The following is a 26,390-nucleotide window of genomic DNA, read 5'->3' as shown; positions in this document are numbered from 1 at the left end:
TGGGTGGTGCTGCCGAAGCAGCGTGTGGGACCAGGAATTGGTGCGGCCTCGACTCAGCGTCGAGCGCCGGGCTCCGCCAGGGACAGCAGATGCGCGGCCAGGCCGCTGGCGACGTCCTTGGACCGGGTGACGACCAGGACGGTGTCGTCCCCCGCGATGCAGCCCAGGATCCCGGGCAGCATGGCGTCGTCGACGGCGCCCGCCAGCAGCTGAGCGGCACCCGCGGGCGTGCGCAGGACCACCTGGTTGCCGGCCCACTCGGCGGTCACCAGCAGGTCCGCGCACCAGCGTGTCAGGCGCGAGGTCGTGTGATCGGCTATGGACGACTCGTCGTCGGAGGTGGCCGGGCCGGGCATGCTGGGGCGGACCTGACCGGGCGCGCCCGCCTCGGGTATCGCATAGACCTGGACGCCGCCGGGACCGCGCATCTTGGTGGCCCGCAGCTCGACGAGGTCGCGTGAGAGCGTGGCCTGGGTGGTGGACACCCCGCGGTCGGCCAGGGCGCGGCGCAGCTCGGCCTGCGAGCGGATGCGCTCCTTGCCCAGGATCTGGACGATGAGACCCTGACGGGCCGTCTTGGTGGCGGGCGACGGCGCACCGGCCGCCACGATCTCATCGGCCGCAGGGTAGGTCTGCGGTCGGCTCATGGCGCCCCCCGCTGAAGCCGTCTGGCCAGGACCTCGGACAGCGCCCCGGTGAAGGCGTCGGCGTCGGCGTCGGACAGGATGAAGGGCGGAGCCAGCCGCAGTGTGTCCGTACGGGGAGCGTTGATGATGAAGCCCCGCTGAGCCAGATCCTCGACCACCTGTGCGGCCGGTCCAACACCGTCGGCCAGGCCGAGACCGCGCAGCAGGCCGCGCCCGCGGACCTCGATGACGGCGTCCAGCGCTCCCAGGGAGGCGGCCCAGCGCTCGCCGAGCTCGCTCACGCGCCTGAGCAGGCCCTGGTCGCGAATGGTGCTGATGACAGCCAGCGCGGCGGCCGCGGCGACAGGGTTGCCGCCGAAGGTGGTGCCGTGCTGCCCGGGTCCGAGGAGCTCGGCGGCCGGCCCGACGGCGATGGCCGCGCCGATGGGCACGCCCCCGCCCAGCCCCTTGGCCAGGGTGACGACGTCCGGCGTGACGCCCGGGGCGAGCAGGTGGTGGGCCATCCAGGCGCCGGTGCGTCCCATGCCGGTCTGGACCTCGTCGATCATGAGCAGAGCACCCGCGGCCGAGGTCAGCTCGCGGGCCGCCTCGAGATAGCCGGCCGGCAGCTCGCGCACACCCGCCTCGCCCTGGATCGGCTCGACGAACAGCGCCGCGACATCGGAGCCCAGGGCCGCCCGCAGCGCATCGACGTCGCCGGCGGGAATGAACTCCACGCCTCCGGGCAGCGGCTCGAAGGGCTCCCGGTAGGCGGCCTTGTGAGTCAGCGCCAGGGCGCCCATGGTACGGCCGTGGAAGGCGCTCTCCAGAGCGAGTATGCGCGGCCTGGCCGAGCCCCCGTGACGGCGGGCGATCTTGAAGGCGGCCTCGTTGGCCTCGGTGCCGGAGTTGGCGAGAAAGACCTTGGACGCGCCCGGGCGGGCGGAGGGGAAGACGAGCGCGTCGAGCTCCTCCGCCAGGCTCACCTGGGCCGGCGAGGCGAAGAAGTTCGAGATGTGGCCCAGGGTCGAGATCTGGTCGGTCACGGCCGCCACGATCGCTGGATGAGCATGACCCAGGCAGTCCACGGCGATGCCGGCGAGCAGGTCGATGTACTCGGCGCCATCGGCGTCCCACACATGGGCACCGCGCCCGCGCACGAGGACGCGCGCCGGCGTGCCGAAGGTGTTCATGATGGCGCCGGTGTAGCGCTGCAGCCACTCCCGGTTGGAGTCCGCCCGCGCGTGAAGCTGTTCAGCGGGTCCAGCGGCCTCAGCGGATGATGCGGTCATAGCTTTCTGCCTCCGTTCAGCGGTGGGATCGGGGCGTCGCCCGGGTGGATGACGGTGCCCACGCCCTGATCGGTGACGATCTCCAGGAGCATGCTGTGCGCCTGACGCCCGTCGACAACATGGGCCTGCCCCACTCCCCCGTGCACGGCCCGCAGGCAGGCCTCCATCTTGGGGATCATCCCGGTCTCCAGAGTGGGCAGGAGCGCCTCGAGCGCGTGCGCGCTGATGAAGGGGACCAGGGAGCCGCGATCCGGCCAGGCGGAGTAGAGCCCCTCGACGTCGGTGAGCATGAGCAGGGTGCGGGCCCTCAGGGCAACGGCGATGGCCGCGGCAGCGGTATCGGCATTGACGTTGAGGACCGTGACCGAATCGGTCACCAGGGGCGCCACCGAGGAGATGACGGGGATCCGCCCCTGGTCGAGCAGGTCGATGATGGGCTCGGGCCGTACGTCGACGACGTCGCCCACCAGACCCACGTCCACGCTTTGGCCGTCCACCGTGGCCTGACGCTGGCGGGCCCGCAGCAGGCCCCCGTCCTCCCCGCTGATGCCCACCGCCGCGGTGCCGTCGATGTTGAGCAGGGAGACGAGCTCGCGCTGCACGGAGCCGGTGAGCACCATGCGGACCACGTCCATGACCTCGGGGGTGGTCACCCGCAGGCCGCCGCGGAACTCCGAGCCGATACCCAGGCGCTTGAGCATGGTGTTGATCTGGGGGCCGCCGCCGTGGACGACGACGGGGCGCACACCGACCTGGTACAGGAAGAGGACGTCCTGGGCGAAGGCCCGTTTGAGATCCTCGTCCACCATGGCGTTCCCGCCGTACTTGATGACCATGGTGGCGCCCTTGTAGGTGCGCAGCCAGGGCACGGCCTCCAGGAGGACGGAGGCCTTGACCTCCGGGGGCAGGGCGGGGCCGGCGTCTGAACGCGTCGAGCCCGTCGAGCTTGTCGAGTCGGTCATGTCGTGTAGTCCCCGTTAATCGTGACGTAGCCGTGGGTCAGGTCGTTGGTCCACACGGTGGCGCGGGCGTCACCGGCGGACAGGTCGATGTTGATGCGGGTCTCGCGGGCGCTCATGTCCACCGTCTCCCGGCTCGCCCCCGGGCTGCCGTGACGGAAGATCGTGACGCCGTTGATGGCGACGTCGACCTGGTCGGGGTCGAAGGGGCACACGTCCGCGGGCACGGCCCCCAGCTGGGACACGACGCGCCCCCAGTTGGCGTCACCGCCAGCCACGGCGCACTTCAGGAGGTTGGAGGAGGACACCGTGCGGGCGGCGGCCTCGGCGGCGGCCTCGCTGACCGCCCCGGTCACGGTGATGGCGATGTCGTGGGTGGCGCCCTCGGCGTCGGCCACCAGACGGCGGCCGAGCCGGGCGAGGACCTCGGCGACGGCGTCGTCGAAGGCCCCGGGCTCGGGGGTGACGCCGGAGGCGCCCGAGGCCATGAGGAGGACGGTGTCGTTGGTCGACATGCAGCCGTCGGAGCTGATGCGGTTGACCGTGCGCGCTGCGGCCGCCGACACGGCGCGCTGGGCGGCGGTCGCGTCCACGACGGCGTCGGTGGTGATGAAGCACAGCATGGTGGCCATGCCGGGGGCGAGCATGCCGACACCCTTGATCATCCCGCCGATCGTCCAGGCGCCGTCGGCGCCGGCGACCGTGACCGCATCCTCCTTGGGCACGGTGTCGGTGGTCATGATCGCCTCGGCGGCGTCGTGCCCCGCCCGCTGGGAGGCCGCCAGGACGCGCATCGCCGCCCCGGCCCCCTCCAGGAGGACCGGCATGTCGATCGGCACGCCGATCACGCCGGTGGAGCACACCAGGATCTCCCCGGCGTCTGCGTCCAGGAGACCGGCGAGGTGCTCGGCGGTGGCGGCCGCGTCGGCGACCCCCCGGGCTCCGGTGCAGGCGTTGGCGGAGCCGGAGTTGACGATGACGGCGCGGGCGCTGCCGGGGCGGCCGTGCCTCCCGGCGATGACCTCGCGCGACCACACGGCGGGCGCGGCGATGAACCGGTTGGTGGTGAAGACCCCAGCGGCCACATCCAGCGGACCGTCGTTGACGACCAGGGCCAGGTCGGGCTTGCCTGAGTGCTTGAGCCCGGCCCTTATGCCGGCTGCGCGGAATCCCTTGGCTGCGGTGACGCTCATGGGGCGACTCCTTCCACGATGACGCCCGTGGTCTCGGGCAGGCCCAGGGCGAGGTTGAGGGACTGCACAGCCGCGCTGGCCGTGCCCTTGCCGAGGTTGTCGATGGCGCACATCATGATGGCCGCGCCCGCGGCGCGGTCGTAGGCGACCTGCACGGTGGCCAGGCCGGATCCGGCCACGGCCCCGCTGGTCGGCCAGACCCCCTCCGCAAGGAGATGGACGACCCGTTCCCCCTCGCCGAAGGAGCCGTAGCAGGAGTGCCAGGCGCTGCGGAGGACCTCGTCGGGGTGCTCGCAGTCCAGGACGATGTCGGTCACCGGGGCGGTGACGGTGGCCAGGATGCCGCGGCTCATGGGCACCAGCACCGGGGTGAAGGACAGTCGCACGCCATCGGCGTCGGCTCCCGCCACGCACAGGTTCTGGATGATCTCTGGAATGTGGCGGTGGGTGCCGCCCACGGCGTAGGGCCGGGCGCTGCCGAGCGCCTCGGCCGCGGTCAGGTGCGGCTTGAGGGACTTGCCCGCGCCGGAGTAGCCGACGGCGAGAACGGCCGTGAGCTGGGAGGGCTCGATCAGGCCTGCGGCGACGCCAGGCTGCGCCGCGAGGGTGACCGCGGTGACGTTGCAGCCGGGGACGGCGATGCGGCGGGTGGAGGCCAGCTCGCGGCGCTGGGCGGCGGCGGCGGTCTCCTCGGCGTGGAGGAGCTCGGGCATGCCGTAGGTCCACGCCCCGGCGTACGGCGTGCCGTAGAAGCGAGCCCAGGCGTCGGCGTCGGTCAGGCGGTGGTCGGCCCCGCAGTCGACCAGGACGGGCGGCGGGCCGCCCCAGTCGCCTGCGGCCACGGCGTCCTGGATGGCCGCGGTGACGGCTCCCGAGGCTCCGTGGGGCAGGGCGAGGACGACGACGTCGTGCCCGGCGAGGCGGCCGACGTCGGTGGGCTCCACGGTCCTGTCCGCCAGAGGCACGAGGTGGGGGTGGTGTGTGCCGAGCCGGTCCCCCGCGGAGGAGTTCGCCGTGACGGCGCCGATCTGAATGTCCGGGTGAGCCGCAAGAAGGCGGAGGACCTCACCACCGGCGTACCCGGTTGCGCCGGCGACTGCTGCTGTCCACGTCATGCCAGGACAATACGACGCTATGCATAGAAATACGATCCTGGGCGGCTTCGCTGCGCCGTAGCCTTGCTCACATAGGCCCTGCTCACATGCGGTTCAGGATGATGCGGCGTCCGGTACGGGCAGCCCGGGTCACGCCAACCGGCTCACAGGCTGTTGCACAGGGTGGCCGCGATGGAGGCGCCCCAGGCGCGCACGGCGTCGAGGTCGAGGAAGTCGCCCTCGGTGGCGCCACCAAGACGGGCGATGGTGCGCTCACGCACGTTCAGCGAGCCGGGGTCGAAGCGGCCGGAAAAGGTGATGTGGTCCTCCGGCTCGATGGACAGCAGAACCGGGCCGATGCGGTTGGGGTCGGCGATCTTGCCCTTGGGCAGGCCGGACAGCCCCACCGAGAAGGCCCATACGGGGTGGCTGCGCAGAGCGCCGGAGAAGCGACGGGTGAAGTCCACGGCCTCGTCGGTCCAGCGCGTCATGTACACGGCGCTGCCCAGGACGAAGGCGTCGTAGCCCTCGACGTCGGCGACGTCCTCGGGACGGGCCTGGACGACGTCGAGCCCGGCGGCGCGCAGCTGCTCGGCGATCACGGCTGCGACCTCGTCGGTCGTGCCGTGGCGGGAAGAAGAGGTGAGAAGGATCTTCATGGGGCAAGTATTGCGACTTATGGCGAGCCCCGTGTGCAAGTCACGACACCACACCCAAAGGTGATGACCGCCACACACTGCGCGGCGATCGCGGACGGCGCTCAGGCCCGCAGCTCGGCGCCCAGGCGCTTGGCGGCGCGCTTGACCACGCGCCCCCGCACGGCCGCCAGATCCTCGGCCCTCAGAGTCCTGTCGGCCGCGCGCAGGCGCAGGGAGAAGGCCAGTGACTTGCGCCCCTCGCCCAGCTGGGGCCCGCGGAAGATGTCGAACAGGCGCACCTCCTCGGCAAGGTCGCCTGCGGCCTCGCGGATGACCGCCTCGACCGCAGCGGCCGTGACCGCCTCATCGACAACGAGCGCAATGTCCTCCTTGCCGGCGGGGAAGGTCGAGACCGCCCGCACCTGGAGCACGCCGGCGGCCTCGACGGCCTCCAGCAGGGGCTCCAGGTCGATCTCGACGGCGCAGGCGCGCCCGGGCAGCCCGAGCGCGCGGGCCGCCCGCGGGTGGAGCTCGCCGGCGTACCCGACGAGCGCCCCGGGCAGGACATTCCGGCCGCGGCGGGCGCCCGGCAGACGCACCTCGGCGGTGCGCCCGGGGTGCCAGGGGGCGCAGGGCCGCGCGGGGGCGGCCACCTCGACGGCCACTCCCAGGGTGCGAGCCACCAGACGCACGACCTCGACGGCGTCGGCCCAGTCCCAGGCGCGCCCCTCGCCGAGCACCCCCGGGCGGACGCGGTCGCCGACCAGCACGGCACCCAGGTGGGTGGGCTGGGCGGGGATGCCTGCCTCAAGCGCGGCGACCTCCTCGTCGGTGGGGCGCCGGTCCACGCCGGGGATCGCGGCGGGGACGGTGCCGGCCGGGAGGGTGACGGAGCCGACCTCGTAGACGGCCAGGTCATCCAGTCCGCGCGAGACGTTGCGGCGGGCGACCTCCGCCAGGGAGTCGAGCACGCTGGTGCGCAGCCACGGCGCGTCCTCGGCCAGGGGGTTGGCCAGGCGCACCGCCCGGCGGCGCGGGTCGTCGGCCGGGATCTCCAGGGCGTCGTGCACGTCGCCGATGAAGGGGTAGGACAGCACCTGGGTGAGGCCGGCGTCGGCCAGGGCCCGCACCACCTCGCGGCGCGCCTGCTGGCGCGGCGTCAGGCCGGTTCCGGCCGGCGCGGCGGGCACGACGACAGGAATGCTGTCGTAGCCGTCGAGGCGGGCGATCTCCTCGGCGAAGTGGGCGGGGCCGACCAGGTCAGGCCGCCATGTGGGCGGGGTGACGGCGAGCAGCTCGCGTCCGGCCCTGGCGGCCCCGTCGTCGCCCGCGGGCTCCACGGCGCAGCCGATGGCCTCCAGGAGCCCGACGACCCGCTCGGTGCCGTAGGCGACGCCCGTGAGGCGTTCAGCGGTATCGGCACGGACGATGATCGGCCGGGGCGCCGTGGTGCGGTTCACGTCGGTGGCCACCGGGTCGGCCGTGCCGCCGCCGTACTCCACGAGCAGGTCGACCGCCCGCTGCGCGGCCACGGGGGCCAGCTCAGTGTCCACGCCGCGCTCGTTGCGCTTGGAGGACTCGGTGGGGAGCCTGTGGCGGCGGGCCGAGCGGGCGATCGAGACCGGGTCGAAGTGGGCGGCCTCGATGAGGATGTCGGTGGTGCGCGCGTCGACCTCGGTGTCGGCGCCGCCGAAGACGCCGGCGAGCACCAGGGCGCGCGAGCCCGGCCCATCCGGGGAGTCGGAGATAACCAGGTCCGCGGCATCCAGGGTGCGGGTGACGTCGTCGAGGAAGGCGAGGGTCTCCCCCACCGCGGCGCGGCGCACGACGATCGGGGCGTGCAGCTTGGCCAGATCGAAGGCGTGCAGGGGCTGGCCCAGGTCGAGCATGACGTAGTTGGTGATGTCCACGGCCAGGCTGATCGGCCGCATGCCCGCGGCCGTCAGCCGGTCGCGCATCCACTTCGGGCTCGGCGCCGTGGGGTCGATGCCCCGCACAATGCGGGCGACGTAGCGATCCGCGCCGGGGCGGCCGCGGACAGGCGACGGGTCGTCGGGGATGCGCACCTCGAAGCCGGAGTCGCCGGCGGGGGCGACGCCGTGAGGATACAGGGCCGCGTCGGCAGCGTCGGCCGGGTCGGTGAAGCGGGCCCCGGTGGCGTGGGAGTACTCGCGGGCGATCCCGCGCATGGAGAAGCAGTAGCCGCGGTCGGGGGTGATGTTGACCTCCAGGACCTCCTCGCCCAGGCCGAGCAGAGGGATCGCGTCGGTTCCGGGAGCGGGCGGCTCCTCGCCGCCCCGGCCGTGTGCCGCCAGCCACTGGGAGAGCACGATAATGCCGTCGTGGTCGGCGCCCAGGCCGAGCTCGCGCTCGGAGCAGATCATGCCGTCGGAGACGTGCCCGTAGGTCTTGCGGGCGGAGATGGCGAAGTCGCCGGGCAGGACGGCGCCGGGCAGGCAGACGACGACCGAGTCGCCGACGTCGAAGTTGTGGGCGCCGCACACGATGCCGCGGCTGGGCAGCTCGGAGGGCTCCTTGCCGGTGCCGGGGGCGTCGTTGTACTCCCCGACATCGACGCGGCAGTAGTTGATGACCTTGCCGTTGGTGTGCTTCTTGGCCTCGCGGGTGAGCACCCTGCCGACGACGAGCGGGCCGGTGACGGCCGGCGGGACGATCCGCTCCTCCTCAATGCCCACCTTGACCAGGTCGGCCGCCAGCCGGGCGGCCGTGGTGCCGGAGGGGACGTCGACGTGCTCGCGAAGCCACTCGATGGGGACGTAGGGCATGTCAGATTCCCTTTCCGGTGGTGCCGAACTGCTGGGAGAAGCGGACGTCGCCCTCGACAATGTCGTGCATGTCGGCGATGCCGTGACGCAGCATGAGGGTGCGCTCCAGACCCATGCCGAAGGCGAAGCCGGTGTAGGCCTCGGGGTCGATGCCGCAGGCGATGAGCACATTGGGGTTGACCATGCCGCAGCCGCCCCACTCGATCCAGCCGGGCCCGCCCTTCTTGAAGGGGAACCACAGGTCCATCTCGGCGCTCGGCTCGGTGAAGGGGAAGAAGGAAGGGCGCAGGCGCGTGCGCGCCTCGGGGCCGAACATGGCGCGGGCGAAGTGGTCGAGCGTGCCCTTGAGGTGGGCCATGGTCAGATTCCTGTCCACGGCCAGGCCCTCGACCTGGTGGAAGACAGGGGTATGGGTCTGGTCGAGCTCGTCGGAGCGGAAGACCTTGCCGGGGCAGGCGACGTAGATGGGCGGCTCAGCAGCGAGCATGGCGCGGGCCTGCACCGGGGACGTGTGGGTGCGCAGCACGAGGTTGACGGGCTCACCGTCGACGGCGCCCACCGAGGCGCCGTCGACGTAGAAGGTGTCCTGCATCTGGCGGGCCGGATGGTCGGCGTCGAAGTTGAGGGCGTCGAAGTCGAACCACTCGTGCTCCAGCTCGGGGCCCTCGGCGATGGACCAGCCCATGGCGACGAAGTGGTCCGTGACCTCATCGACCAGCACGTCGAGGGGATGCCGCGCGCCGGCGGCCGTGCGCGCCGTGGGGACAGTGACGTCGACGGCCTCGGTGGCGAGCATCCGCGCCTCGGCCTCGGCCTCGAGAACGCTCTGGCGCTCGGCCAGGGCCTTGGTCAGCCGGCCGCGGGCGGAGCCGAGGAGCCTGCCGGCGGCGGGCCTGTCGGCCCTGTCGAGCGCCCCGATACCGCGGCCGGCGCCGGCCAGGGCGGAGGCGTCGCCGGTGAAGGCCAGACGAGCCTCCTTCAGGGCGGGCAGGTCGTCGGCGGCGGCAATAGCGGCCAGCCCCTTCTCGACGAGGGCGTTGACGCCCGTTTCATCCAGCGGCGACAGCGCGCCGGCAGTGTCAGTCATCCGGGAGCCTTCCGACGATCGGGGCGGTGATCGGTATCCGCGCTTAGAATAGTCTGTGCGCGGCGGGCGCTCGAAATCGAGTCGCCGGCGCCTTAACCGCGGGACCGACGGCGTCGCTGCGGAGTCGCTGCGGCCGGCCTCCGCGCCGGCGAGGCTCTGGCCACTCAACGCTCGCCCCTCTGAATGGGCGAGCCCTGTGAGCCCGCGCACAAGAGGAGGAGCGGCGTCGCGGTCAACGGCGTCGTCAACGCTGGCGTCCGTGAGCCCGTGCACGAGGGGGGAGCGGCAGACGGCCGGGGCGAGGGCGAGGACGCCGGAACCCCGGTCTTGCGCACGACGTCGCGTCCGCGACACCGCCGGGCCGGGCCTCACTCAGACGATTGACGCAGACGACGTGCGGGTGGACCCGACGGGCCTCGACGTCAACGTACGTTCACGTGACGAAGGTACATTGACGTCGTCAACACCGGTTGATGACCGAGTGCCCCCGCCTGGCCCGCGCCCCGGCGAAATCAATCGACTAGACTCGGCGCGCCAGCACGGTGAGCGATTGCCCACGCCGGACGCCCTGCTTCCGGTCTCACCCGCCAGCACGACAACCCGGAGGCCGCGCATGTACATGCGCCCTCACGCGCCTGGCGGCGACGATTATCATCCGGCCCGGTCGCCAGCAGTGAGGCCGCTTATGACGTCACGACGAGCCGGAAGGAACGAGATCATCACCGCGAGCCGGCCGGTCGTTGTCCTCGAGGATCGGCGCCCTTCTCATCGCCCCAGGCGCCACGGGCGCGGAGACGGCTCCGGGGTACGGGGCGGCGCTGTGCGGAAGCATCGCAGTGATCGTGCCGGCGCTCCACGCGGATCTGTCCGCGCTGCAGACGGCGGTCCTCGCGCTCATGGGGTTCGACCTGTGCGGCGGAGCGGTGGTCAATGCGGCGCGGACCGCGGGGCGGCGCTTCCACTGTCCGGAGCAGTCGGCACGGCGCAGCCTGATCTTCTGCGCGGCGCACATTCACACTCTGGTGCCGGCTGCGGTATTTCCGCTATTTTCGATGACGATAGCGATCCAGTTCTATATTGATCTATATTGGGTTGGTCGCGTCCTGCGCGGCAGCCCGGTGCGCGCCGCCGCCTCTGCGCTCTCCGATCGCTTACGCCACCGCCACTGTGCTCCTGATGACATGGGATATAGTGCCGCCACTCGCAGGAGCTGTGCTGCCTCCATACATCGCCTGGGTGCTTCCCGTGATGACGATCAAGCTTCTCCTGGCGCACCCGGAGCCGCGCGGCGACGGAGCAGTCCAGCGAGAATGCCGCCAGTTCGACGCGACCGCGAGCCGCGGCAGGGGACCGCATGCACTTCATACCCTCATACGCTTTCCGCGCTTATTCAGCGCGGCTACGCTCCCGCCATGTCGATGCCCCCCGCATAAGTCGCTCGTGGTGCTCGCCGTCGGCGGCCCGAATGTGCAAAGACTCTATCGGCGGGCCCTGCAAACCGCGCTGCCCGGCGTCGCGGGCGACAAAGCGCGCGGGATGAGTACGCCGCGACAAGGCTGCGTATCGCCGAGATGCACGCAGGCGACCCGCACTTCGATGGCTACGCGCGCTCGAAGGACTTCTGGTTCGACCATGCGTACGAGATCGCGGAGGACTGGGCCCGAGAGGTGCACTGGACGGCTCCGGCGCACCGGGGGCGGAGAAGGCGGGGAGCGCAGGGGCTCGTCACGGCGCCGCCTGGGTCAGCGGCCTCAGCGACTCAGCCGGTCGATGGTGCGGGGCGTGACCGCGTAGGCGTTGACGGCGCCGTCGGCCAGGGCGGTCACAGTGCGGGGCCGTGCGAGGAGGGCACCGACGACGGCCAGGGCCGGGGCGAGGCTGAGGGGGTCCCGGCCCACGGGGGTGAGGACCTCGCGGCTGCACTGAAGAGGCGGACAGCCTCCCAGGGCGCGGCCCAGCACGCCGAGCACGGCACGGCGGCTCCCCTGCTGCTCGGCAGCGCCCAGGGCGAGGGCCATGGTCGAGCGGGTGCGCACCCCGGCCCTGGCGATGAGCGGCGTGCGGGGCAGCCGTCCGCCCGTGGCGAGCGCAATGGTCAGCATCGGCAGATTGACCCCGGCCGCGGCGGCATTGCCGGGCTCGGTGGTGCGCGGGTTGCACTCGATGAACATGTTCCGTCCAGGGCCCTCGGCGAAGTAGTCGCAGGTGAGGCCGCCGTGCCAGGCCAGTCGCCGGCCAAGACGGGAGACGGCGTCGACCGCGGCCGGGTCGCTCACTGACAGGCGCGCCGCCGCGGACCCGCCCGCGCCAAGGCCGATGCGCTCGCTGCACGCGGCCGCGATGAGCCGACCGTGGTCGAACAGCGCGGCCACCTGCCGGTAGGCGCCCCTCGCCGGAGCCTGAACCATGACCGCGGCGCCGTCAGACCTCAGGACCCGCCATGCCGAGAGCGCCTCGGCACGCGTTCTGGCCTGGGCCACTCCGCGACCGGCCGTGGAGTAGGCGGCCTTGACCCACGCCGGGTAGCCAATCCGGTCCAGGTCCGCCTCGCAGTGCGCCTCGTGCCAGGCCGGCTGGGGAATACCGAGCTCGTCGCACACGCCGGCGAAGGCGATCTTGGACTGCACCTGCTCGAATGCTGACACCCCGGCGACGGCGAGCCGGCCGGAGGCGTGAGGAAGGTACCTCCTGCCGGCGGCCAGCAGCCACGCCTGCTCGTGCGTGGCCAGCAGGGCCCGGTACCTGCCCGAGGCCAGGAGGGCGTCGACGGCGTGCAGATACCCCACGGGGTCACAGCCCGGGGCGGGGACCCTGCGCACCGCTCGGCACCACACGCTGAAGGAGGCCAGCGGCCGACCGATCGCGGAGGCCACCTCCACGCCGACTCCGCGGGAGCCCAGGACCGTCATGGTCTCGCGGGCCGTCAGGCTCGACCCCTCCGACAGCAGCACCCGCTCATGGCCCATGGAAGGGAGCCTACCGGGCTGCCGTCGGTGCGACGAGGGAGTGCACACGGCGGGCCCGCTCGATACCGACCTGGTCGTAGTCGCGGTAGCCGTTGCCCAGCCGGATGGTCGTTCACCTCCATGCTGGTGCTGCGCCTGGCGACCGGCGTCGCCGCGGCGGTTGCCGCCCCGCAGGTCTGGGCGGCGACCGCCCAGGTCGTGCCCTAGGAGCGGGCGGTGCCGGCCATGGCGACGGCGACGGCGGGCCTGACGATCGCCCAGTTCCTCGGCGTGCCGGCCGGGAGCCCGCTGGCGGTACGCTCGACCTCCGACCCGTTCGTCGTCGGGACCGCCGGCGCCCTGGTGGAGCCCCGGATCGTGCGGCGCGTGGGGCAGGGGCGCGCGCTGCTGGGCGGCTCGGCCTGCTACGTCCTCGTCTACGCCGTGGTCGCGGCCAGTCCAGTCCGCTGGGCGAGGATCGGTCTGCTCGCTGGGGCCTTCGTCGGCGGCGGAGCGCTCTTCCCAGTCATGATGAGCTTGTTTCAGGAACTGACCGTCTCGACGCGTGGGAGGGTGTCGGCGCTCGCCAGTGTCCTCATGTACGCGGGCTCGACCCTGACGGGCATTGTGGGCGGCCCGTTGCTCGCGGCCCTGCCCTCGTCCTGGGGCGTCAGCCTGCTGGCGCTGGGGACGACCCTCGTGACGCTCGGCCCGTGGGCGGCCTCGGGCTCCCGGCGCTCATGACCGGCTGTTGCAGCCGGTCATGAGCCTCGCCCCGGACCCCGCGCCGGGCGCCCCTATGAAGGCGCTCGGCTCAGGGCGGTGAGCCACCGGACCGATCTCGACGCGGTGGGTGGTCAGCGCGTGCGCGCCTCGATGCTGCGGGCCAGCGCGCCCAGCGACCAGTTCATGACCACGTAGAGCAGGGCGATAATGATGTAGGCGGGCACGTAGACATCCAGCTTGTAGTTCTGCGCGGTGCTGGTGATGAGGACCTTCCCGGCGTACATGAGCTCGGCGTAGGAGACGGCGTAGCCCAGTGAGGAGTCCTTGAGGATCGTCACGAGCTGAGTGACCAGAGTAGGCAGCATGAGCCGCAGGGCCTGCGGGGCGAGGATGAGGCGCATCGTCTGCCCCCGGCTGAGCCCCAAGGCCTGGGCCGCCTCGGTCTGCCCCCGGTCCAGCGCCAGGACCCCGGAGCGGAAGACCTCCGCCGTCGTCGCCGAGGTGCACATGACAATGGGGATGGTGAGCATCCAGAAGGACGGCAGCGCGGGGCCGAAGCGGGGCACCGCCAGCAGGAAGAAGTAGATGAGCAGGAGCATGGGCACGGCCCGCATCATGTCGATCCACGTCCCCACGACCGCGCGCCCGACCGGGCCGGCGCCCATTCTCGCCCAGCCCAGGAGAATCCCCAGGGGGAAGGACAGGAACGCGGAGACCGCGGTGACGGCCAGCGTTCCTTCCAGCGCCCTTCCCAGGAACAGGACGATCGACCGTCCCAGGAAGAAGCGCCACTTGGGATAGGCGAGCTGGCCTTCGAGGGCGAGCTGGTGGAGCGCCGCGGCGACCAGCGCCACGACGACAAGGGTCGCGATGCCGGAGATGATGGCGATGCGCCGTCGTCCCCCGGGACCGGGAGCGTCGAAGAGAAGATCGGCGTCCGCGGCCCGTCCGGGCCGAACGCGCCGCGCCGTGCGAACGATGTCGGGAGTAGAGCTCATGCTCGTGCCTCCCCGCTCGCAAGACGGAGCTCGAGCAGGCCCCCGAGCTTGGTCGCGCCGAAGGCGAGTACCAGATAGATCAGGCCCGACACCAGGAACATGACAACGGCCTCCCCGGACTCCAAGTTGAGCTGCTGGGTGATGCTGGTGAGCTCGCGCACCCCGATGGCTGCGGCCAGGGCGGAGCCGATAAGGCAGGAGATGAAGATATTGACCAGCGGCTGGACGGTACGGGCGAGGGCCTGGGGCAGCACGACCGCACGGATAATGAGCCCGAAGGGCATGCCCAGCGCGCGGGCGGCCTCGATCTGCCCCCTGGCGACGGAGTTGATGCCCGAGCGGACCGTCTCGCAGACATATCCGGAGCCCACGAAGAGGATCGCGCCCACAGCCGCCGCGAACAGGGAGAAGTGCACGCCCGCCTGCGGCGCGGCGAAGGCCAGCAGGATCATGAGACACAGGGTCGGGATATTGCAGGCCAGCGTCACCCAGGCGACGGCCACGGCCCGCAGGGGCGGGATCGGGCTGACGCGGCACACGGCGATGAGCGTGCCGACGACGAGCGCGCCGAGGTAGGCGAGCAGGGCGATGACGAGGGTGGTCGCCAGACCGGCCCCGATCGCTCCGAGGTTGTGTGTAATGATCGACATGGCCGTCTCCTCAGGTGATTATGCGCATGGGACGCCGCCAGACACGACTCCCGCAGCGAGCCGAGTCAGGCCCCCGGAGAGGAGGAGGCGCCGGCGGTCTCGGAGCCCGGCACCGAGCCGAGGGCGGGCGGCCGGGGAGCATCGCCTCCCGTGACGGCGCCAATGGTCGCCTTCCAGATCGCCTCCCAGGTGCCGTCGTCGTAGATCGTCTGGAGGAAGGCGTCGACGAAGGCCTTGGCGTCCGATCCCTGAGGCAGGCCAATGCCGTAAGGGTCCTCCGTGAAGGGGTCGCCGACGATCTTGATGTCGTCATTGGCCTGCATCGCACTGAGCAGGAGCGTGTAGTCGACGACGTAGGCGTCTACCTGCTTCGTCTTGAGCGCGGACAGGCAGCCATTGTGGTCGTCGAACGGCTTCTGCTGGGCCTTGGGCGCCGCCTTCTGGAGCGCTGCGATCGAGGAGGAGCCGGACTGGACGGCGACCTTGACGCCCGCCAGGTCGCCCACGCCGGTGATCGTCTCATCGTCGGCCCGCACGAGCACCGCCTGGCCCGAGGAGTAGTAGGGGCCGGCGAAATCGATCTTCTTGTCGCGCTCGGGGGTGATCGAGTAGGTGGCGATCACGGCCTGCACGCTGCCGTTCTCAAGCACAGTCTCGCGCGTGTCCGGGGTGACCTGCGTAATGGCCAGCAGGGCGCGGGCGTCGTCGCCGCCGATGATGTAGCGGGCCAGTATCTGGCCGAGGGCGGCGTCGAAGCCGGAGACCCTGCCGGTGGTCGCGTCCTCGGAGGAGAAGACCGGTGCGGTCTTCGTCCCTCCGATCTTGAAGACACCGGCCTCCTTGATGGCCGACGCCCAGGTGGAGGCGGCTACGACATCGTCGGCGGCGACGGGGCCGGAGCTGATGACCGCGTCGTAGTCGGCATCCCCTCCGCTGCTGGAGACGGCCCGGCCGTCGGCACCAGTGTCGGCGCAGGCCGCCAGGACCGACGCCAGGGAGACGGCGCCTGCGGTCTGTAGCAGTGTGCGGCGGGAGAGAGTCGTCATGATGGGGTTCCTTTCGTCACAACGGGTTGTGTCGGCGGGGCCGGCGGCCCCGAGACGATGATTGGAGGCGTCCCGGTCGAGGGGCGGTGTACGGAGGTCTCCGAGGCCGAGCTCAGTGGCTCAGCACCTTGGACAGGAAGTCGCGAGCGCGGTCGGTGACGGGGGCGGAGAAGAACTCGGCCGGCGCACCGGACTCGACGATCTGGCCGGAGTCCATGAAGACGACGCGGTCGGCCACGGACCGGGCGAAACCCATCTCGTGGGTGACCACGAGCATGGTCATGCCAGAGGTGGCCAGGTCCTTGATGACGTCGAGGACCTCGGTGATCATCTCCGGGTCCAGGGCGGAGGTGGGCTCGTCGAAGAGCATGATCTTGGGGTCCATGGCCAGGGCGCGGGCGATGGCGACGCGCTGCTGCTGGCCGCCGGAGAGCTGGGACGGACGCTTGCCCGCCTGGTCGGCCAGACCCACTCGCTCCAGAAGTGCGCGGGCGGTCGCCTCCGCCTCGCCGCGGGAGATGCCGCGCACCTTGACAGGGGCGAGCGTGATGTTGTCCAGGACCGTGCGGTGCGGGAAGAGGTTGAAGGACTGGAAGACCATGCCGACCTCGGCCCTCAGGCGGGCCAGCTCGCGCCCCTCCTCGGGCAGGCGCTCGCCGTCGATCTCGATGGAGCCCTCCTGGATCGTCTCCAGGCGGTTGATGGTGCGGCACAGGGTCGACTTGCCCGAGCCGGAGGCCCCGATGACGGCGACGACCTGGCCGGGGAGGATGTCGAGGGAGACGTCGTTGAGCGCCTTGAAGTCGCCGTAGTACTTGCTCACATGGTCGATGCGCACGAGCGGGCGGGCGCCGTTCTTGACGTCGTCTGCGCCGTCGGTGCTGGAGGCGGGCTGGTCGGAGGAGAGCGCGGAAGCGGACACGAGGACCTCGTCTCGGTCAGAGATGCGGATGGGTGCAGAGGTGTCTCAGCGACACTGACAGCAACACATCCACATGCGCACTGCATTCCTCCTGACGTCATTCGACTGCGGCCCCGGGGCGGCTCCGCGACGCGAGGACGATAACACCGCAGTCACGCATCAGGCCAAGGAGCGCCCGCAGGCTGAGACGCGGGCCCGGGCCTAACGTAGTCTCCGTGCCTCCGTTGCGTCTTCACAGGCTTCTCCCCGCGCAACTCCGAGCACATCACGGCGGCCGGCTTCCTGCCGTGGGGCACGGCCGGCCGGCGGATGTCCACCAGTGTCCACCAGGTCAGGCACCTCCACGCCCACTCCAGGGGGCCGTAGCGGAAGTGCTTGAGCCACAGGCGCGCGGCAGTGGACTGGACGATCAGCACCAGTGCGGCCACGGCCAGGAGCGGCGCGACGTCGCGGCTCTCCTTCCAGTGCAGCGCCAGGCCGATGGGAGCCACAATGAGGCTGGCACTCGCATAGCAGGTCAGCGCCATCCTCCCCAGGGGCTCGAAGAAGGCGATGAGGGGCTTGCGGATCCGACAGGAGCAGGCCAGCGCCATCAGGCAGATGTAGAGCATGGCCTGCACCCCGCCAGCGATACCGCCGACGTACCCGAACCGGGGGTCACCGTCTTCATGCGTCTGGGCGATGAGGGCCGGGACCGTGGCCACCGCCAGAGCGACGGCGGCCGCCAGCAGGCGCGGCGCCTTCAGCGCAATGGGCAGCATGAGGAGCCCGGCCACGGCGTACTCCTTGAGCACCTCGCCCGGGTACACCAGGGAGTGAAGCAGCCCGATCGCCAGCAGGGCGATCATCCGCCCTCCCACCACCTTCCACGGCGAGGCACCGCGCCTGAGCGCCGAGTCGGAGACGAATCGCATGCTCATACCGAACATGAGCCGGATGAGGCCCGTCTCGTAGGCGAGCACGATCAGTCCGGTGCGGTCCCTCGTGGAGAGCCTGCGCAGGAGCTGGTTGATATGGGTCTTGACCGTGGACTCCGCCAGCACCAGCGCCTCGACGACGTAGTCGTCCAGGTCGAAGGTGGTCAGGACGAGGACCCGCACCCGCGGCTGGAGGCGGGCGAGCGCATGGCCGCGATCCCGTCCATACGCGGCATGCGCGCATCCATGAGGACGACGTCGGAGTCGCAGGCGCGAGCGGCCGCGAGGACCCGATCGCCGTCCTCGGCCTCCCCTGAGGCGCGAGCCGATCCGCAGGTCTCCTCCGGCGACCTCGACCCGGCGCCGCAGGCTGCGCAGCCCCTGGACCCCGGTCTCGCCCTCGGGGAGGCGGCCGTGCGGGTCGTCGTCGCTCACCCGCAGGACGACGCCGTCGGCGGCGCAGGCGAGCTCCACGAGGATGCCGCCGGCATCGGAGGCGTGCTTGACGGCGTTGGTGATCCCCTCCTGCGCCACCCGGTAGAGGGCCAGCTGGGCCTAGGCTCCGAGGCCGACCACGGCATCGGAGTGGCCGCCGGGACCGGCCGGGGCATCCAGCACCACGGGCGCCCCGGCGTCGGCGGCCGACGCACCAGGGCGGGCAGATCGGCGAGCCTCGGGGTCGGGCGCAGCGGGGCGGCCGAGGCCGGGGAGGCGTCGTCGGGCCCAAGCGATATTGCGGCCCTGCCCGATCATCCGGCCCACGCGAGCAGGCCCATGGTCGAGGTCAGCAGGAGGATCGTGAGAAAGCTCTACTGGTAGGTCTCCTCGCCCCGCGTCCAACTCACGGCCGCCGCGATGCATCCGACAGTCAGGAGCAGCAGCCAGACTGGTCGAAGCCGTCTGCGCCCGTGCTCCCCCAGCCGGAACAGGGCGAGCAGGACAATGACGTCGGCCATCAGCGCGCCACCGAGCAGTGCGACCTGGAGGCCGCCGACGAGGAAGACCACGGCACCGGCTGCATCGGCGTCCAGACGGCGCCATCAGGTGGCCGCCCAGGCGATGCGCAGCGCCGCCACCGCGACCGGGTGCGCGGCGGCGTCCCGCACCTGGGGGACGCCGCCGACCAGGACCAGCAGCACGATCCCCGTCCACACCATCCAGCGCAGCAGCCGCAGGTCCGGGTCGATGAGGATGCCTTTCCCGGCACTCATCGCGGGACGCTCAGTGCTGCGCCCGGGCCGAGGCGTAGAGGCAGACGGCCGCCGCGGTGGCCACGTTGAGGGACTCGGCCCTGCCGCGGACGGGGATGGAGATGACGGCGTCGGCGCGGCTCAGAGCCTCGGGCGGCAGCCCGCGCGCCTCGTTGCCCAGCAGCCAGGCGATCGGCCCCTCGAGCACCACGTCGGCATCGAACAGGTCGAGGGCGCCCCGGGAGTCGGCGGCCACCACTGCGAGGTCGGCCTCGTGCAGGGCGGCAATGGCGTCGTCGAGGGTCACGCCGGTGATCACGGGCAGATGGAACAGGCTGCCCGCGCTCGAGCGCACCACCTTCGGGGACGTGGCGTCCACGCTGCCGCGCAACAGCACGACCGCGTCGGCGCCGGCGGCATCGGCGGCACGGATGATGGCGCCCGCGTTGCCGGGGTCCTGGGTCTCGGTGAGCACGACGACGAGCATCGCCCCCGACAGGGCGGCGGCCAGGGCCCTGGGGCCCGCGGCCTCATCCATGGCGACGACGGCGAGCACCCCCTGGGAGTCGGCGCTCATGGCCGCCATGACCCGCTCGCTGGTGAGGTGGACGTACAGGCCCGCGGCCCGGGCCTCCTCCCAGATGCCGCTGTGGCGGTTGCGGGCGGTCTCGGTGAGGTAGACGTCCAGGACCCGGTCGGCGGCGCACCTCACCGCCTCGCGCACCCCCTGAGGGCCCTCCACCAGGAACCTGCGGTACTTGGCCCGCACGTTCTTGCGAGCCAGGCCAGCCACCCGGGAGACACGGTCCGACGCCGGGTTGGCGAGCACGTCGCGGCCCGCAACCCCGGCGTCGGCGGGCCGTCCCGGCCGGCGCGGGGCGGGCCGTGCCGCGTCTTTGCGCGGAAGCGCGGCGGGGGCGTCATCAGAGGCAGCGGAACTCATGGGACAAGCCTATTCAGGCTGTCCAGGGAAGCGGTGCTGAGGGCCTTGACACAGCGGGGAGCCGGTGGTGCACTGTTAACACGTACTGATGCAGTGATGTGATAACGGCCAGTGACCACGTCGAGCACACCCCCGCGCGCCGGGCCTCGGTCCTGACGACGGGACTGCTGCGACTGGGTCCTTCAACGAGGCAGGAGACCTGCTGACCATGTACCTAGACGACGATTCCAGACTGATTACCAATCCCCGGCTCCTGGCGATCCAGGCGGTCAAGGAGCAGGCCATCACCTCCCGCGACAGGCTGGCTGAGGCGACATCAACATCCGGAACCGCTGCCGACAAGGTTGCCGACGGGTTGGCCGAAGACGTGTGGACCTCTCCGGTGGCTGACGACTCACCCGAGGCGCGCTGGCCCAGCTCTTGACCCCACCGCCACACCCCTGGACCAGAATGAGGAGAAGGTTCCCATGGCCTTCATTAAGATTGACACTGACGCCATGCTCACCGTCATCAACAACCTGAACGAACATGCTGACGGAATCGAGACCGAGCGGAAGTAAGGTCAACGACTCCAGTGCAGCAAACCATGATCCCGTGCCCTCCGTAGACCTGGCCACCAGTCCCACTCCCTTCCCAAGCTTCATGGACCCGAGCACGGCATCGGGGACCCTCAGCGCCTGCGCCCAGGCTCTGTACAGCCTGGCGGAAGAGTTGCGCACCCGCCGCCAGGAGGCCATCGACCTGAACTCCAACGGCATTACCACGAACCCCGACAGCACCATTGTCTCCTACTACCTGCCCGACCCCCCTGAGGGCACCGCCGACGTCGAGGCCTATTGGAACTCCACGGACACGGTCGACAACGTCAGGGCCTACAACTCCCAGTCCGTGGCCAACGCCGAGGAGGAGTCCGCCGAGCTTGCCGAGGCCCTCGGCAACAGGGACGGGAAGTCCTCAAAAGGGCGCACATATGGTGAGATCCTCGACGAGATCGCTAAGCATCAAGACGTTCCAACCTATGCCGCTGCGTATATCTCGTCTTTGGGCGTCGACAAGTACCTGGACCTCGTCGAGGCGCTCGGGGCCCGCAACACGAGCTATACGCCCGCCAAGGACTCGAATAACATGGCGAGTGCGAGCTTCGACAGCGAGGGCGCCGCTCACGACGTGGGGATTCTTGGCCATGTCTTCGCCGCCGCTTCACAAGATGGGGTCACAATCTACGACGCCAAGGGAAACCCGCTCAACATGGCCTCCGAGGCCGAGGCCGCGGTGGAGGAAAAAGGTCACACGGGAAGGATATCTGCCCTCAACGGCCTTCTCGAGACGCCGGACACCGTATACGGAACAAATTTTCTCGTCGACCTCGCCGGCAGACTCGAAGATAACTCGTACGATGGCGTATCCTCCGCAAGAGCCAAAGTGGACGTCAAGTACGGGGGAGCCTACGAAGGCTCCTCCATGGATCCCCTCTACGGCGTGACCATGGCGATGGGCAACAACCCCGACGCGGCACTGACCTACCTCACCCCTGATGGCGATGCCTCGGGAACGCCCGGAGACAGAAGCGCGGAGCGGTGGAAGCTGCTCACGGAACGCACCTGGGACCCCCAGGTGGGTCTTGAGGGACTCACCGCCGCCCTGGGCGCAGCCTCGTCCTACCGCCGCGCAACCGACCCGAGCGCCCCTATCACTAATGCCGACGCACGGGCTACGTGGGTGACCGGCAAGACCATCCCGTACTTCGTCAATAATGTTGCCGAAAAGGATCTGACGGACAGGATGAAGCGGAACCTCGCCGTGGTCATAGGCAACAGCCCCGAGGAGTTCAACGCATTGGCGTCCGGCAGCTCTATCAGCGGGGAGAACAAGCTCGGCCTTAAGGACTCCGTCACGGATCAGGAGTTCGAGACCCTTCTGTACCGGGTCATTGACAACAAGGACGCCGCCGGGACAGTGGCCGCCAGCATAGGGCAGTATTACCGCAATGAGATCGAGAGCACGGTTCCCGGCTCCGCAGATCCAAAAAGCGAGCTCCATGAGCAGTACCAGTCCGCAGCGGGAGCAATGGGGTACCTCGACGCAATGGCCGCCCTGCGCGCGGGGGACGACAAGACGGCCCAGGGCACGGCCAAGAAGAATATGAGCACCGCGCTGAGCGTCTTCTCCACAGTCCTGAGCGCGGGGGTGGGCGCCGCGACCGGAGGCACCGGCCTCGCCGTGGCGGGACCGTTGCTCTACAGCACAGGGTCAACCATTGCTCAACCGCTCATTGTCGACGACCTCACCAAGGACTGGAAAGTTCCCGACACCGTCGATGCGGACGACATCCAGAACGTCCTGCGCGCCCAGTCCTATGTGGACGCCGCCCGGTACGGACAACTGGAGGACACGACACTCAATATCGCGGCACACAACCCCGAGAACGACGACAGACCCTTCTCATTCTACTCAGAAGCGGACGGCAAGCCAGCTATCACAGCCCCGGATCCAATGACCCCGAACGCAGCGCAGAGTTTTATCGACTGGCGGAACGCAGTCATCAAGAGCTCCAGCTCAGAACCGACCATGACCGGTCTTGACGGAGCCATTCAGACCGGGTGGAGCACAGGAAGCGGGCAGGCCCAGCCGGAAGACATTATCAAATGAGCACCTTCGCGCCTGATCGCTTACGCCATCGCGTCTCATCGGTGCGCAGCCTGCACCGGCGGGCCCGAGTGACGGCAGTGGCCGCATGCCTGGCGCTGTGCTCGTGCTCATCCCCGCCCTGGGCGACCCAAAGGCACAGTCCTACGCCCACGCCTCTGACAGACGAGTACCTGTGCGACATTGTGCCGGCCAGCGTCCTCAATGACTCCCTCAGCTTCCGCACCGGTCAGACCTACTACTCGCACTCCGGTGGTAACGGCGGCTATTCTGACCGGTGGGAATGCACTCTGATCTCCCCGAGGGTATCTCCGGACAACAAGCAGACGATCAAGATCGAGTACATCGATCACGACCACTGGAACACTTCTGCCGGCTGGGCCTGGTCGCCCCTCAAGGAATCTGTGCCCGAGGACGAGAAGCTCAACGCCGACCCGATCACCCTGCCGGGCCACGAGGGGCAGGGCTGGATCATCGGAAGCTCCCCGGACGTCGACGACAGGCCCATCCTGGCCTGGCAGTACCCCAGCGGCTACTACCTGGTCGTCTCCAAGAGCTACACGCCGGGGGCCCCCGCTCCCGACAGCAATCTCCAGGCCCTCGAAGACCTCGCCGTGGCCGTCATTGACAAGATCCCGCCCATAGCCGCTGAACCTGGCTACGCATTCACCGTCTACCCCGACGACAGCTCAACCGACAAATCAGCCCAGGACAACTGATAAGACGCGCTCAAGAACACCTCGGACGCCCCGCGCTTCTCCCGGCTCCATAGCCGCCCGCGCACCGCGATGGCGCCGCCCCCATGCGGGCGCGGCGCCATCGAGCGACTGATGGCGACTGATACTGTCCCGGCATCCGGGCCCGGGCTTGATGCCGCGGAAACCTTCAGGCCCCGGGGGCGTTGACGTCCTCAGGCAGGGCGCCCCGGGCTGTCTCCACGAGGGACTTGAAGACGTCGGGCTCGTTGACGGCCAGCTCGGCCAGCATGCGGCGGTCGACCTCGACGCCGGCCAGGCCGAGCCCCTGGATGAACCGGTTGTAGGTCATGCCCTCGGCGCGGGCCGCGGCATTGATGCGCTGGATCCACAGGCGGCGGAAGTCGCCCTTGCGGGCGCGACGGTCGCGGAAGGCGTAGACGCCTGAGTGGGTGACCTGCTCCTTGGCCTTGCGGTAGAGGCGGGAGCGCTGGCCCCGGTAGCCCGAGGCCTTCTTGAGAACGGTACGACGCTTCTTCTGGGCGTTGACAGCCCGCTTCACACGTGCCATGTGATGACTCCTTCTACGTGGTGGGACCGGTCAGCGACCGAGCAGCTTCTTGACCTGACGGGTGTCAGCCTTGGCGACAGGCTGGTCCTGGGCGAGCTTGCGCTTACGACGGGAGGACTTGACCTCGAGCAGGTGGCGCTTGTTGGTCTGCTCACGCATGAGCTTGCCGCTACCGGTGACCCGGAAGCGCTTCTTGGCACCGGAGTGCGTCTTGTTCTTCGGCATTGTAGATATCCTCTTCTCGGCCCTGACCGGATGGTCCGGGCTGCGGACCCCTGACGGACTGCCGCAGGGATGGGTGACGGGCTCTCGTCAGGCCTGGCCGGCCTGGCCCCGCGCCCGCCCGCCGGAGCCGGCGGCGGACGCCTTCCTGGCCCTGCTCGCGTGCTTCTCAGCGCGACGGCTCGCGCGGGCCTCTTCACGGCGACGGCGCTGGTCGGACTTGACCTCGGCCTTCTTGCGGGTCGGCGCCAGGACCATGACCATATTGCGGCCGTCCTGACGGGGCTGGGACTCGACGGTGCCCAGCTCGTCCATCTCCTCCGCGACCCGCTGAAGCAGCCGGATGCCCAGCTCGGGGCGGGACTGCTCGCGGCCGCGGAAGCGGACGATGCACTTGACCTTGTCTCCGCCCCTGAGGAACCGCTCGATGTGCCCCATCTTGGTGGCGTAGTCGTGCTGGTCGATCTTGGGGCGGAACTGGATCTCCTTGAGCTGTGTGTTCGCCTGGTTGCGTCGGGCGTCACGCGCCTTCATGGCCGACTCGTACTTGAACTTGCCGTAGTCCATGAGCTTGCACACCGGGGGACGTGCGTCGGGCGCCACCTCGACCAGGTCGAGGCTCGCCTCCTCGGCCAGGCGCAGGGCGTCCTCGACGCGGACGACGCCGACCTGCTCGCCGCTGGGGCCGACGAGGCGCACCTCCGGGACGCGGATCCGTTCGTTGATACGGGGCTCGCTGATGGCTTTTCCTCACTCTCGGTGATGTTGACCGCCGCAACGAAAAAACCTTCGCCGCGAATGCGCGCGAAGGCCTTACATGTGCTCGTCCGAGCGCGGCCGCCGGCGTCGAGACACCCGCGACCGCCGAGGATCTCTCCTCGCATGACCCGGCCCCATGAGGGACCCAGGTGGGATTTCTCCGCTTGCGTGCCGGGGCAGGAACCCCAGCCGGTCGGAAAGACACTACCAGGTCGCTCATCTTTTGCCCAGGATCACCAGGACGCCGAAGTGGTGACCCCCGCCACCGAACCGGTCTCGGAGAAATGGGCCGGACGGGAGTCAGGCGGGCAGGGGGCAGAGCTCGACGGCGTCGATCAGGTCTCCCCAGGCGGGATTGACCATGATGTGCTGGCAGATCTCCAGGGTCCGGGCCACGGCGCTGCGTCCGTGGGAGGCGTCGATACGGATGAAGACCCGCAGCTCGGCGTCCTGCCCGGGGGCGAAGGCCACCCCGGTGACGCCGCCGATCTCCTCCAGCTGGGTGCGGACCTCGGCCTGGACGGGCTCGTTGCGCCATGAGGGCACCCAGTCCTCTCCTCCAGCCAGGGCAACGACGGCGGGCCGGGGCAGGCGCAGGTCCCGGCTGCCGGGGTCCAGGACCCACAGCTGGTCGGTGGACAGGCAGGCCACCCGGGCGGCGCGCCTGGGCTCGACCGGAACCGGGCGCACATCGGTCCGCCAGGCGGACATGGCCTGCGCGGACGTGAAGACCGGCATGGCGACGTGCCCGTCAGGCAGGTCGACGGCCAGGGTCGCGGCGTCCTGGGCGGCGTCATTGGTGTGGACCTCGTGGCCGGGAGCCCGCGGCTTCACGCCGGGTGCCGCCAGGTGCAGAGCGGTGCGCGGACCGGAAAGGGCGTGGGCCGCCACGGGCACAATGACGCGCGAGGCCACCAGCGCTCCCCACAGGGAGTCGAGGTACTCGTGACGCGGGCGGTCATCGGCCTCCAGGGCGGCGACGACGGCGGGGTCGGCGGCGCCGTCATCGGCGGCGAAAGGGGTGGGCGCGGCGAGGAGCCGTTCCAGCTTGGACCGAGCCGCCATGGCCGCGGCCAGCTGAGGACCGGTGACTGCGGATGCCCGGGAGGAAGATGAGCGTCCTGCGCGTTCTTCCGCAGGCGCATCCGCGGAACCTGCAGAAGCAGGGACGGACACCTGTCGTGGCGGCATGCCCGGACGGCTGCCGGGCCGGGGGCCTGTCCCGTCATCAGACCGGGAAGCTGGGCGGGACTCACTCACGCGTCTCACGGTAGCGCGTCCGCGCCCCGGCGCCCAGATGATTGATTCCGAGGGCGCCGGTCGTGCCCGACGCGGAATCATGCCGATTCCCATCGGGCCCGAGGCCGCCGATCGTCTTAAGGCTGCGTGGGATGATCACTTTCTGCGGCGACAGGGACGGGCGGCCTCATTCTGGCGGCCGCACCCGAGCACGGGCCGAGCAGGCGCACGCAATCGCAGGCCTTG

At 70.4% G+C, this 26,390-nt stretch carries 26 protein-coding genes and 1 pseudogene; 5 read left to right on the top strand and 22 right to left on the bottom strand.

Features of this window, described 5'->3' with window-relative positions:
• Positions 1–53: 53 nt before the first annotated feature.
• From AIF0345_RS06115 to AIF0345_RS06075, 9 genes are all read right to left on the bottom strand, one after another.
• On the bottom strand, positions 54–647 hold the full coding sequence (locus tag AIF0345_RS06115) for an arginine repressor (RefSeq protein ID WP_285297657.1): 594 nt from the start codon (positions 645–647) through the stop codon (positions 54–56).
• The gene (locus AIF0345_RS06110) at positions 644–1,918 is read right to left on the bottom strand and encodes an acetylornithine transaminase (RefSeq protein ID WP_285297654.1); all 1,275 of its coding nucleotides are present in this window, start codon (positions 1,916–1,918) and stop codon (positions 644–646) included. The genes AIF0345_RS06115 and AIF0345_RS06110 overlap by 4 nt, the downstream gene beginning before the upstream one ends.
• On the bottom strand, positions 1,915–2,880 hold the full coding sequence (gene argB, locus AIF0345_RS06105) for an acetylglutamate kinase (RefSeq protein WP_285297652.1): 966 nt from the start codon (positions 2,878–2,880) through the stop codon (positions 1,915–1,917). The genes AIF0345_RS06110 and argB overlap by 4 nt, the downstream gene beginning before the upstream one ends.
• Entirely contained in the window at positions 2,877–4,070 is a 1,194-nt protein-coding gene (gene argJ / locus AIF0345_RS06100; protein WP_268916714.1) for a bifunctional glutamate N-acetyltransferase/amino-acid acetyltransferase ArgJ, read from the bottom strand. Before argJ ends, argB begins: the two co-directional genes overlap by 4 nt.
• A complete protein-coding gene (gene argC / locus AIF0345_RS06095; protein ID WP_285297650.1) occupies positions 4,067–5,185 on the bottom strand; it encodes an N-acetyl-gamma-glutamyl-phosphate reductase in 1,119 nt (372 codons plus the stop codon). Before argC ends, argJ begins: the two co-directional genes overlap by 4 nt.
• A gap of 143 nt (positions 5,186–5,328) precedes the next feature.
• A complete protein-coding gene (locus AIF0345_RS06090) occupies positions 5,329–5,823 on the bottom strand; it encodes a flavodoxin domain-containing protein (protein WP_043563907.1) in 495 nt (164 codons plus the stop codon).
• 101 nt (positions 5,824–5,924) lie between these two features.
• Positions 5,925–8,588, bottom strand: coding sequence for a phenylalanine--tRNA ligase subunit beta (pheT, locus tag AIF0345_RS06085; RefSeq protein ID WP_285297648.1), 2,664 nt, complete (start codon positions 8,586–8,588; stop codon positions 5,925–5,927).
• Between the two features lies 1 nt (position 8,589).
• Positions 8,590–9,675 carry a phenylalanine--tRNA ligase subunit alpha gene (pheS, locus tag AIF0345_RS06080; RefSeq protein WP_285297646.1) on the bottom strand — a complete coding sequence of 362 codons (1,086 nt, stop codon included), beginning with the start codon at positions 9,673–9,675 and terminating at the stop codon, positions 8,590–8,592.
• 1,751 nt (positions 9,676–11,426) lie between these two features.
• Positions 11,427–12,641 (bottom strand): ATP-grasp domain-containing protein, encoded by a 1,215-nt coding sequence (locus AIF0345_RS06075; protein ID WP_285297644.1) that lies wholly within the window; start codon positions 12,639–12,641, stop codon positions 11,427–11,429.
• 216 nt (positions 12,642–12,857) lie between these two features.
• On the opposite strand from AIF0345_RS06075, the gene AIF0345_RS06070 reads away from it, so the two are divergent.
• Positions 12,858–13,364, top strand: a complete 507-nt coding sequence (locus tag AIF0345_RS06070; protein WP_285297642.1) for an MFS transporter — start codon at positions 12,858–12,860, stop codon at positions 13,362–13,364.
• A 113-nt stretch (positions 13,365–13,477) separates the two neighbouring features.
• On the opposite strand, the gene AIF0345_RS06065 is transcribed toward AIF0345_RS06070, so the two are convergent.
• From AIF0345_RS06065 to AIF0345_RS16660, 6 genes and pseudogenes are all read right to left on the bottom strand, one after another.
• On the bottom strand, positions 13,478–14,344 hold the full coding sequence (locus tag AIF0345_RS06065; RefSeq protein ID WP_285297641.1) for an amino acid ABC transporter permease: 867 nt from the start codon (positions 14,342–14,344) through the stop codon (positions 13,478–13,480).
• On the bottom strand, positions 14,341–14,994 hold the full coding sequence (locus AIF0345_RS06060) for an amino acid ABC transporter permease (protein WP_273165833.1): 654 nt from the start codon (positions 14,992–14,994) through the stop codon (positions 14,341–14,343). The genes AIF0345_RS06065 and AIF0345_RS06060 overlap by 4 nt, the downstream gene beginning before the upstream one ends.
• A 65-nt stretch (positions 14,995–15,059) precedes the next feature.
• Positions 15,060–16,040: a glutamate ABC transporter substrate-binding protein gene (locus AIF0345_RS06055; protein ID WP_268916707.1), complete on the bottom strand. Its 981-nt coding sequence runs from the start codon at positions 16,038–16,040 to the stop codon at positions 15,060–15,062.
• Positions 16,041–16,152: 112 nt separating this feature from the next.
• The gene (locus tag AIF0345_RS06050; RefSeq protein ID WP_043562779.1) at positions 16,153–16,962 is read right to left on the bottom strand and encodes an amino acid ABC transporter ATP-binding protein; all 810 of its coding nucleotides are present in this window, start codon (positions 16,960–16,962) and stop codon (positions 16,153–16,155) included.
• A 152-nt stretch (positions 16,963–17,114) separates the two neighbouring features.
• On the bottom strand, positions 17,115–18,062 hold the full coding sequence (locus AIF0345_RS06045) for a DUF418 domain-containing protein (RefSeq protein ID WP_285297640.1): 948 nt from the start codon (positions 18,060–18,062) through the stop codon (positions 17,115–17,117).
• 183 nt (positions 18,063–18,245) lie between these two features.
• Positions 18,246–18,413, bottom strand: a pseudogene (locus AIF0345_RS16660) (sensor histidine kinase); the annotation flags it as partial.
• Between AIF0345_RS16660 and AIF0345_RS16655 the strand changes: the two are divergent.
• Positions 18,378–18,698, top strand: a complete 321-nt coding sequence (locus AIF0345_RS16655; protein ID WP_328514165.1) for a hypothetical protein — start codon at positions 18,378–18,380, stop codon at positions 18,696–18,698. The pseudogene AIF0345_RS16660 and the gene AIF0345_RS16655 sit on opposite strands and share 36 nt — an antisense overlap.
• Here the strand turns inward: AIF0345_RS16655 and AIF0345_RS06035 are convergent.
• Genes AIF0345_RS06035 through AIF0345_RS06025 form a run of 3 tightly spaced genes read right to left on the bottom strand, consistent with a single transcriptional unit; the run spans position 18,689 to position 20,012 of the window.
• The gene (locus tag AIF0345_RS06035) at positions 18,689–18,886 is read right to left on the bottom strand and encodes a hypothetical protein (RefSeq protein ID WP_285297638.1); all 198 of its coding nucleotides are present in this window, start codon (positions 18,884–18,886) and stop codon (positions 18,689–18,691) included. The genes AIF0345_RS16655 and AIF0345_RS06035 overlap by 10 nt on opposite strands.
• A 33-nt stretch (positions 18,887–18,919) precedes the next feature.
• Positions 18,920–19,090, bottom strand: coding sequence for a hypothetical protein (locus tag AIF0345_RS06030; RefSeq protein WP_285297637.1), 171 nt, complete (start codon positions 19,088–19,090; stop codon positions 18,920–18,922).
• Positions 19,091–19,100: 10 nt separating this feature from the next.
• A complete protein-coding gene (locus tag AIF0345_RS06025) occupies positions 19,101–20,012 on the bottom strand; it encodes a TrmH family RNA methyltransferase (protein WP_285297636.1) in 912 nt (303 codons plus the stop codon).
• A 208-nt stretch (positions 20,013–20,220) separates the two neighbouring features.
• Here AIF0345_RS06025 and AIF0345_RS06020 point away from each other — a divergent pair, with 208 nt between their 5' ends.
• The 3 genes from AIF0345_RS06020 (at position 20,221) to AIF0345_RS06010 (ending at position 23,377) form a co-directional block, all read left to right on the top strand.
• Positions 20,221–20,436: a hypothetical protein gene (locus AIF0345_RS06020; protein WP_285297635.1), complete on the top strand. Its 216-nt coding sequence runs from the start codon at positions 20,221–20,223 to the stop codon at positions 20,434–20,436.
• Positions 20,437–20,606: 170 nt separating this feature from the next.
• The gene (locus AIF0345_RS06015; protein WP_285297634.1) at positions 20,607–22,661 is read left to right on the top strand and encodes a DUF6571 family protein; all 2,055 of its coding nucleotides are present in this window, start codon (positions 20,607–20,609) and stop codon (positions 22,659–22,661) included.
• Positions 22,662–22,843: 182 nt separating this feature from the next.
• Positions 22,844–23,377, top strand: coding sequence for a hypothetical protein (locus tag AIF0345_RS06010; RefSeq protein ID WP_285297633.1), 534 nt, complete (start codon positions 22,844–22,846; stop codon positions 23,375–23,377).
• A gap of 166 nt (positions 23,378–23,543) precedes the next feature.
• On the opposite strand, the gene rplT is transcribed toward AIF0345_RS06010, so the two are convergent.
• The 4 genes from rplT to AIF0345_RS05990 all read right to left on the bottom strand — a co-directional run bounded on the left by rplT (position 23,544) and on the right by AIF0345_RS05990 (position 25,970).
• Entirely contained in the window at positions 23,544–23,924 is a 381-nt protein-coding gene (gene rplT / locus AIF0345_RS06005; protein WP_043562783.1) for a 50S ribosomal protein L20, read from the bottom strand.
• A 30-nt stretch (positions 23,925–23,954) separates the two neighbouring features.
• On the bottom strand, positions 23,955–24,149 hold the full coding sequence (gene rpmI / locus AIF0345_RS06000) for a 50S ribosomal protein L35 (protein WP_043562785.1): 195 nt from the start codon (positions 24,147–24,149) through the stop codon (positions 23,955–23,957).
• Positions 24,150–24,236: 87 nt separating this feature from the next.
• Positions 24,237–24,845, bottom strand: a complete 609-nt coding sequence (infC, locus tag AIF0345_RS05995) for a translation initiation factor IF-3 (RefSeq protein ID WP_404975984.1) — start codon at positions 24,843–24,845, stop codon at positions 24,237–24,239.
• A gap of 360 nt (positions 24,846–25,205) precedes the next feature.
• On the bottom strand, positions 25,206–25,970 hold the full coding sequence (locus AIF0345_RS05990; protein ID WP_273165843.1) for an SseB family protein: 765 nt from the start codon (positions 25,968–25,970) through the stop codon (positions 25,206–25,208).
• Positions 25,971–26,390 lie beyond the last annotated feature (420 nt).

The organism is Actinomyces israelii, assembly GCF_030253495.1.
Taxonomy (GTDB): Bacteria; Actinomycetota; Actinomycetes; order Actinomycetales; family Actinomycetaceae; genus Actinomyces; species Actinomyces israelii.
This window is presented reverse-complemented; position numbering and strand designations above follow the sequence as displayed.

What these genes read in the sequence shown, in the direction of transcription:
- argB (WP_285297652.1), bottom strand. Translation starts at nt 2,880, where the DNA reads ATGACCGACTCGACAAGCTCGACGGGCTCGACGCGTTCAGACGCCGGC.
- AIF0345_RS06110 (WP_285297654.1), bottom strand. Translation starts at nt 1,918, where the DNA reads ATGACCGCATCATCCGCTGAGGCCGCTGGACCCGCTGAACAGCTTCAC.
- AIF0345_RS06020 (WP_285297635.1), top strand. Translation starts at nt 20,221, where the DNA reads ATGTACCTAGACGACGATTCCAGACTGATTACCAATCCCCGGCTCCTG.
- pheS (WP_285297646.1), bottom strand. Translation starts at nt 9,675, where the DNA reads ATGACTGACACTGCCGGCGCGCTGTCGCCGCTGGATGAAACGGGCGTC.
- rplT (WP_043562783.1), bottom strand. Translation starts at nt 23,924, where the DNA reads ATGGCACGTGTGAAGCGGGCTGTCAACGCCCAGAAGAAGCGTCGTACC.
- AIF0345_RS06060 (WP_273165833.1), bottom strand. Translation starts at nt 14,994, where the DNA reads ATGTCGATCATTACACACAACCTCGGAGCGATCGGGGCCGGTCTGGCG.
- AIF0345_RS06075 (WP_285297644.1), bottom strand. Translation starts at nt 12,641, where the DNA reads ATGGGCCATGAGCGGGTGCTGCTGTCGGAGGGGTCGAGCCTGACGGCC.
- argJ (WP_268916714.1), bottom strand. Translation starts at nt 4,070, where the DNA reads ATGAGCGTCACCGCAGCCAAGGGATTCCGCGCAGCCGGCATAAGGGCC.
- AIF0345_RS06115 (WP_285297657.1), bottom strand. Translation starts at nt 647, where the DNA reads ATGAGCCGACCGCAGACCTACCCTGCGGCCGATGAGATCGTGGCGGCC.
- AIF0345_RS05990 (WP_273165843.1), bottom strand. Translation starts at nt 25,970, where the DNA reads ATGGCGGCTCGGTCCAAGCTGGAACGGCTCCTCGCCGCGCCCACCCCT.
- AIF0345_RS06030 (WP_285297637.1), bottom strand. Translation starts at nt 19,090, where the DNA reads ATGAGTGCCGGGAAAGGCATCCTCATCGACCCGGACCTGCGGCTGCTG.
- AIF0345_RS06065 (WP_285297641.1), bottom strand. Translation starts at nt 14,344, where the DNA reads ATGAGCTCTACTCCCGACATCGTTCGCACGGCGCGGCGCGTTCGGCCC.
- AIF0345_RS06090 (WP_043563907.1), bottom strand. Translation starts at nt 5,823, where the DNA reads ATGAAGATCCTTCTCACCTCTTCTTCCCGCCACGGCACGACCGACGAG.
- AIF0345_RS06055 (WP_268916707.1), bottom strand. Translation starts at nt 16,040, where the DNA reads ATGACGACTCTCTCCCGCCGCACACTGCTACAGACCGCAGGCGCCGTC.
- AIF0345_RS06025 (WP_285297636.1), bottom strand. Translation starts at nt 20,012, where the DNA reads ATGAGTTCCGCTGCCTCTGATGACGCCCCCGCCGCGCTTCCGCGCAAA.
- argC (WP_285297650.1), bottom strand. Translation starts at nt 5,185, where the DNA reads ATGACGTGGACAGCAGCAGTCGCCGGCGCAACCGGGTACGCCGGTGGT.
- pheT (WP_285297648.1), bottom strand. Translation starts at nt 8,588, where the DNA reads ATGCCCTACGTCCCCATCGAGTGGCTTCGCGAGCACGTCGACGTCCCC.
- rpmI (WP_043562785.1), bottom strand. Translation starts at nt 24,149, where the DNA reads ATGCCGAAGAACAAGACGCACTCCGGTGCCAAGAAGCGCTTCCGGGTC.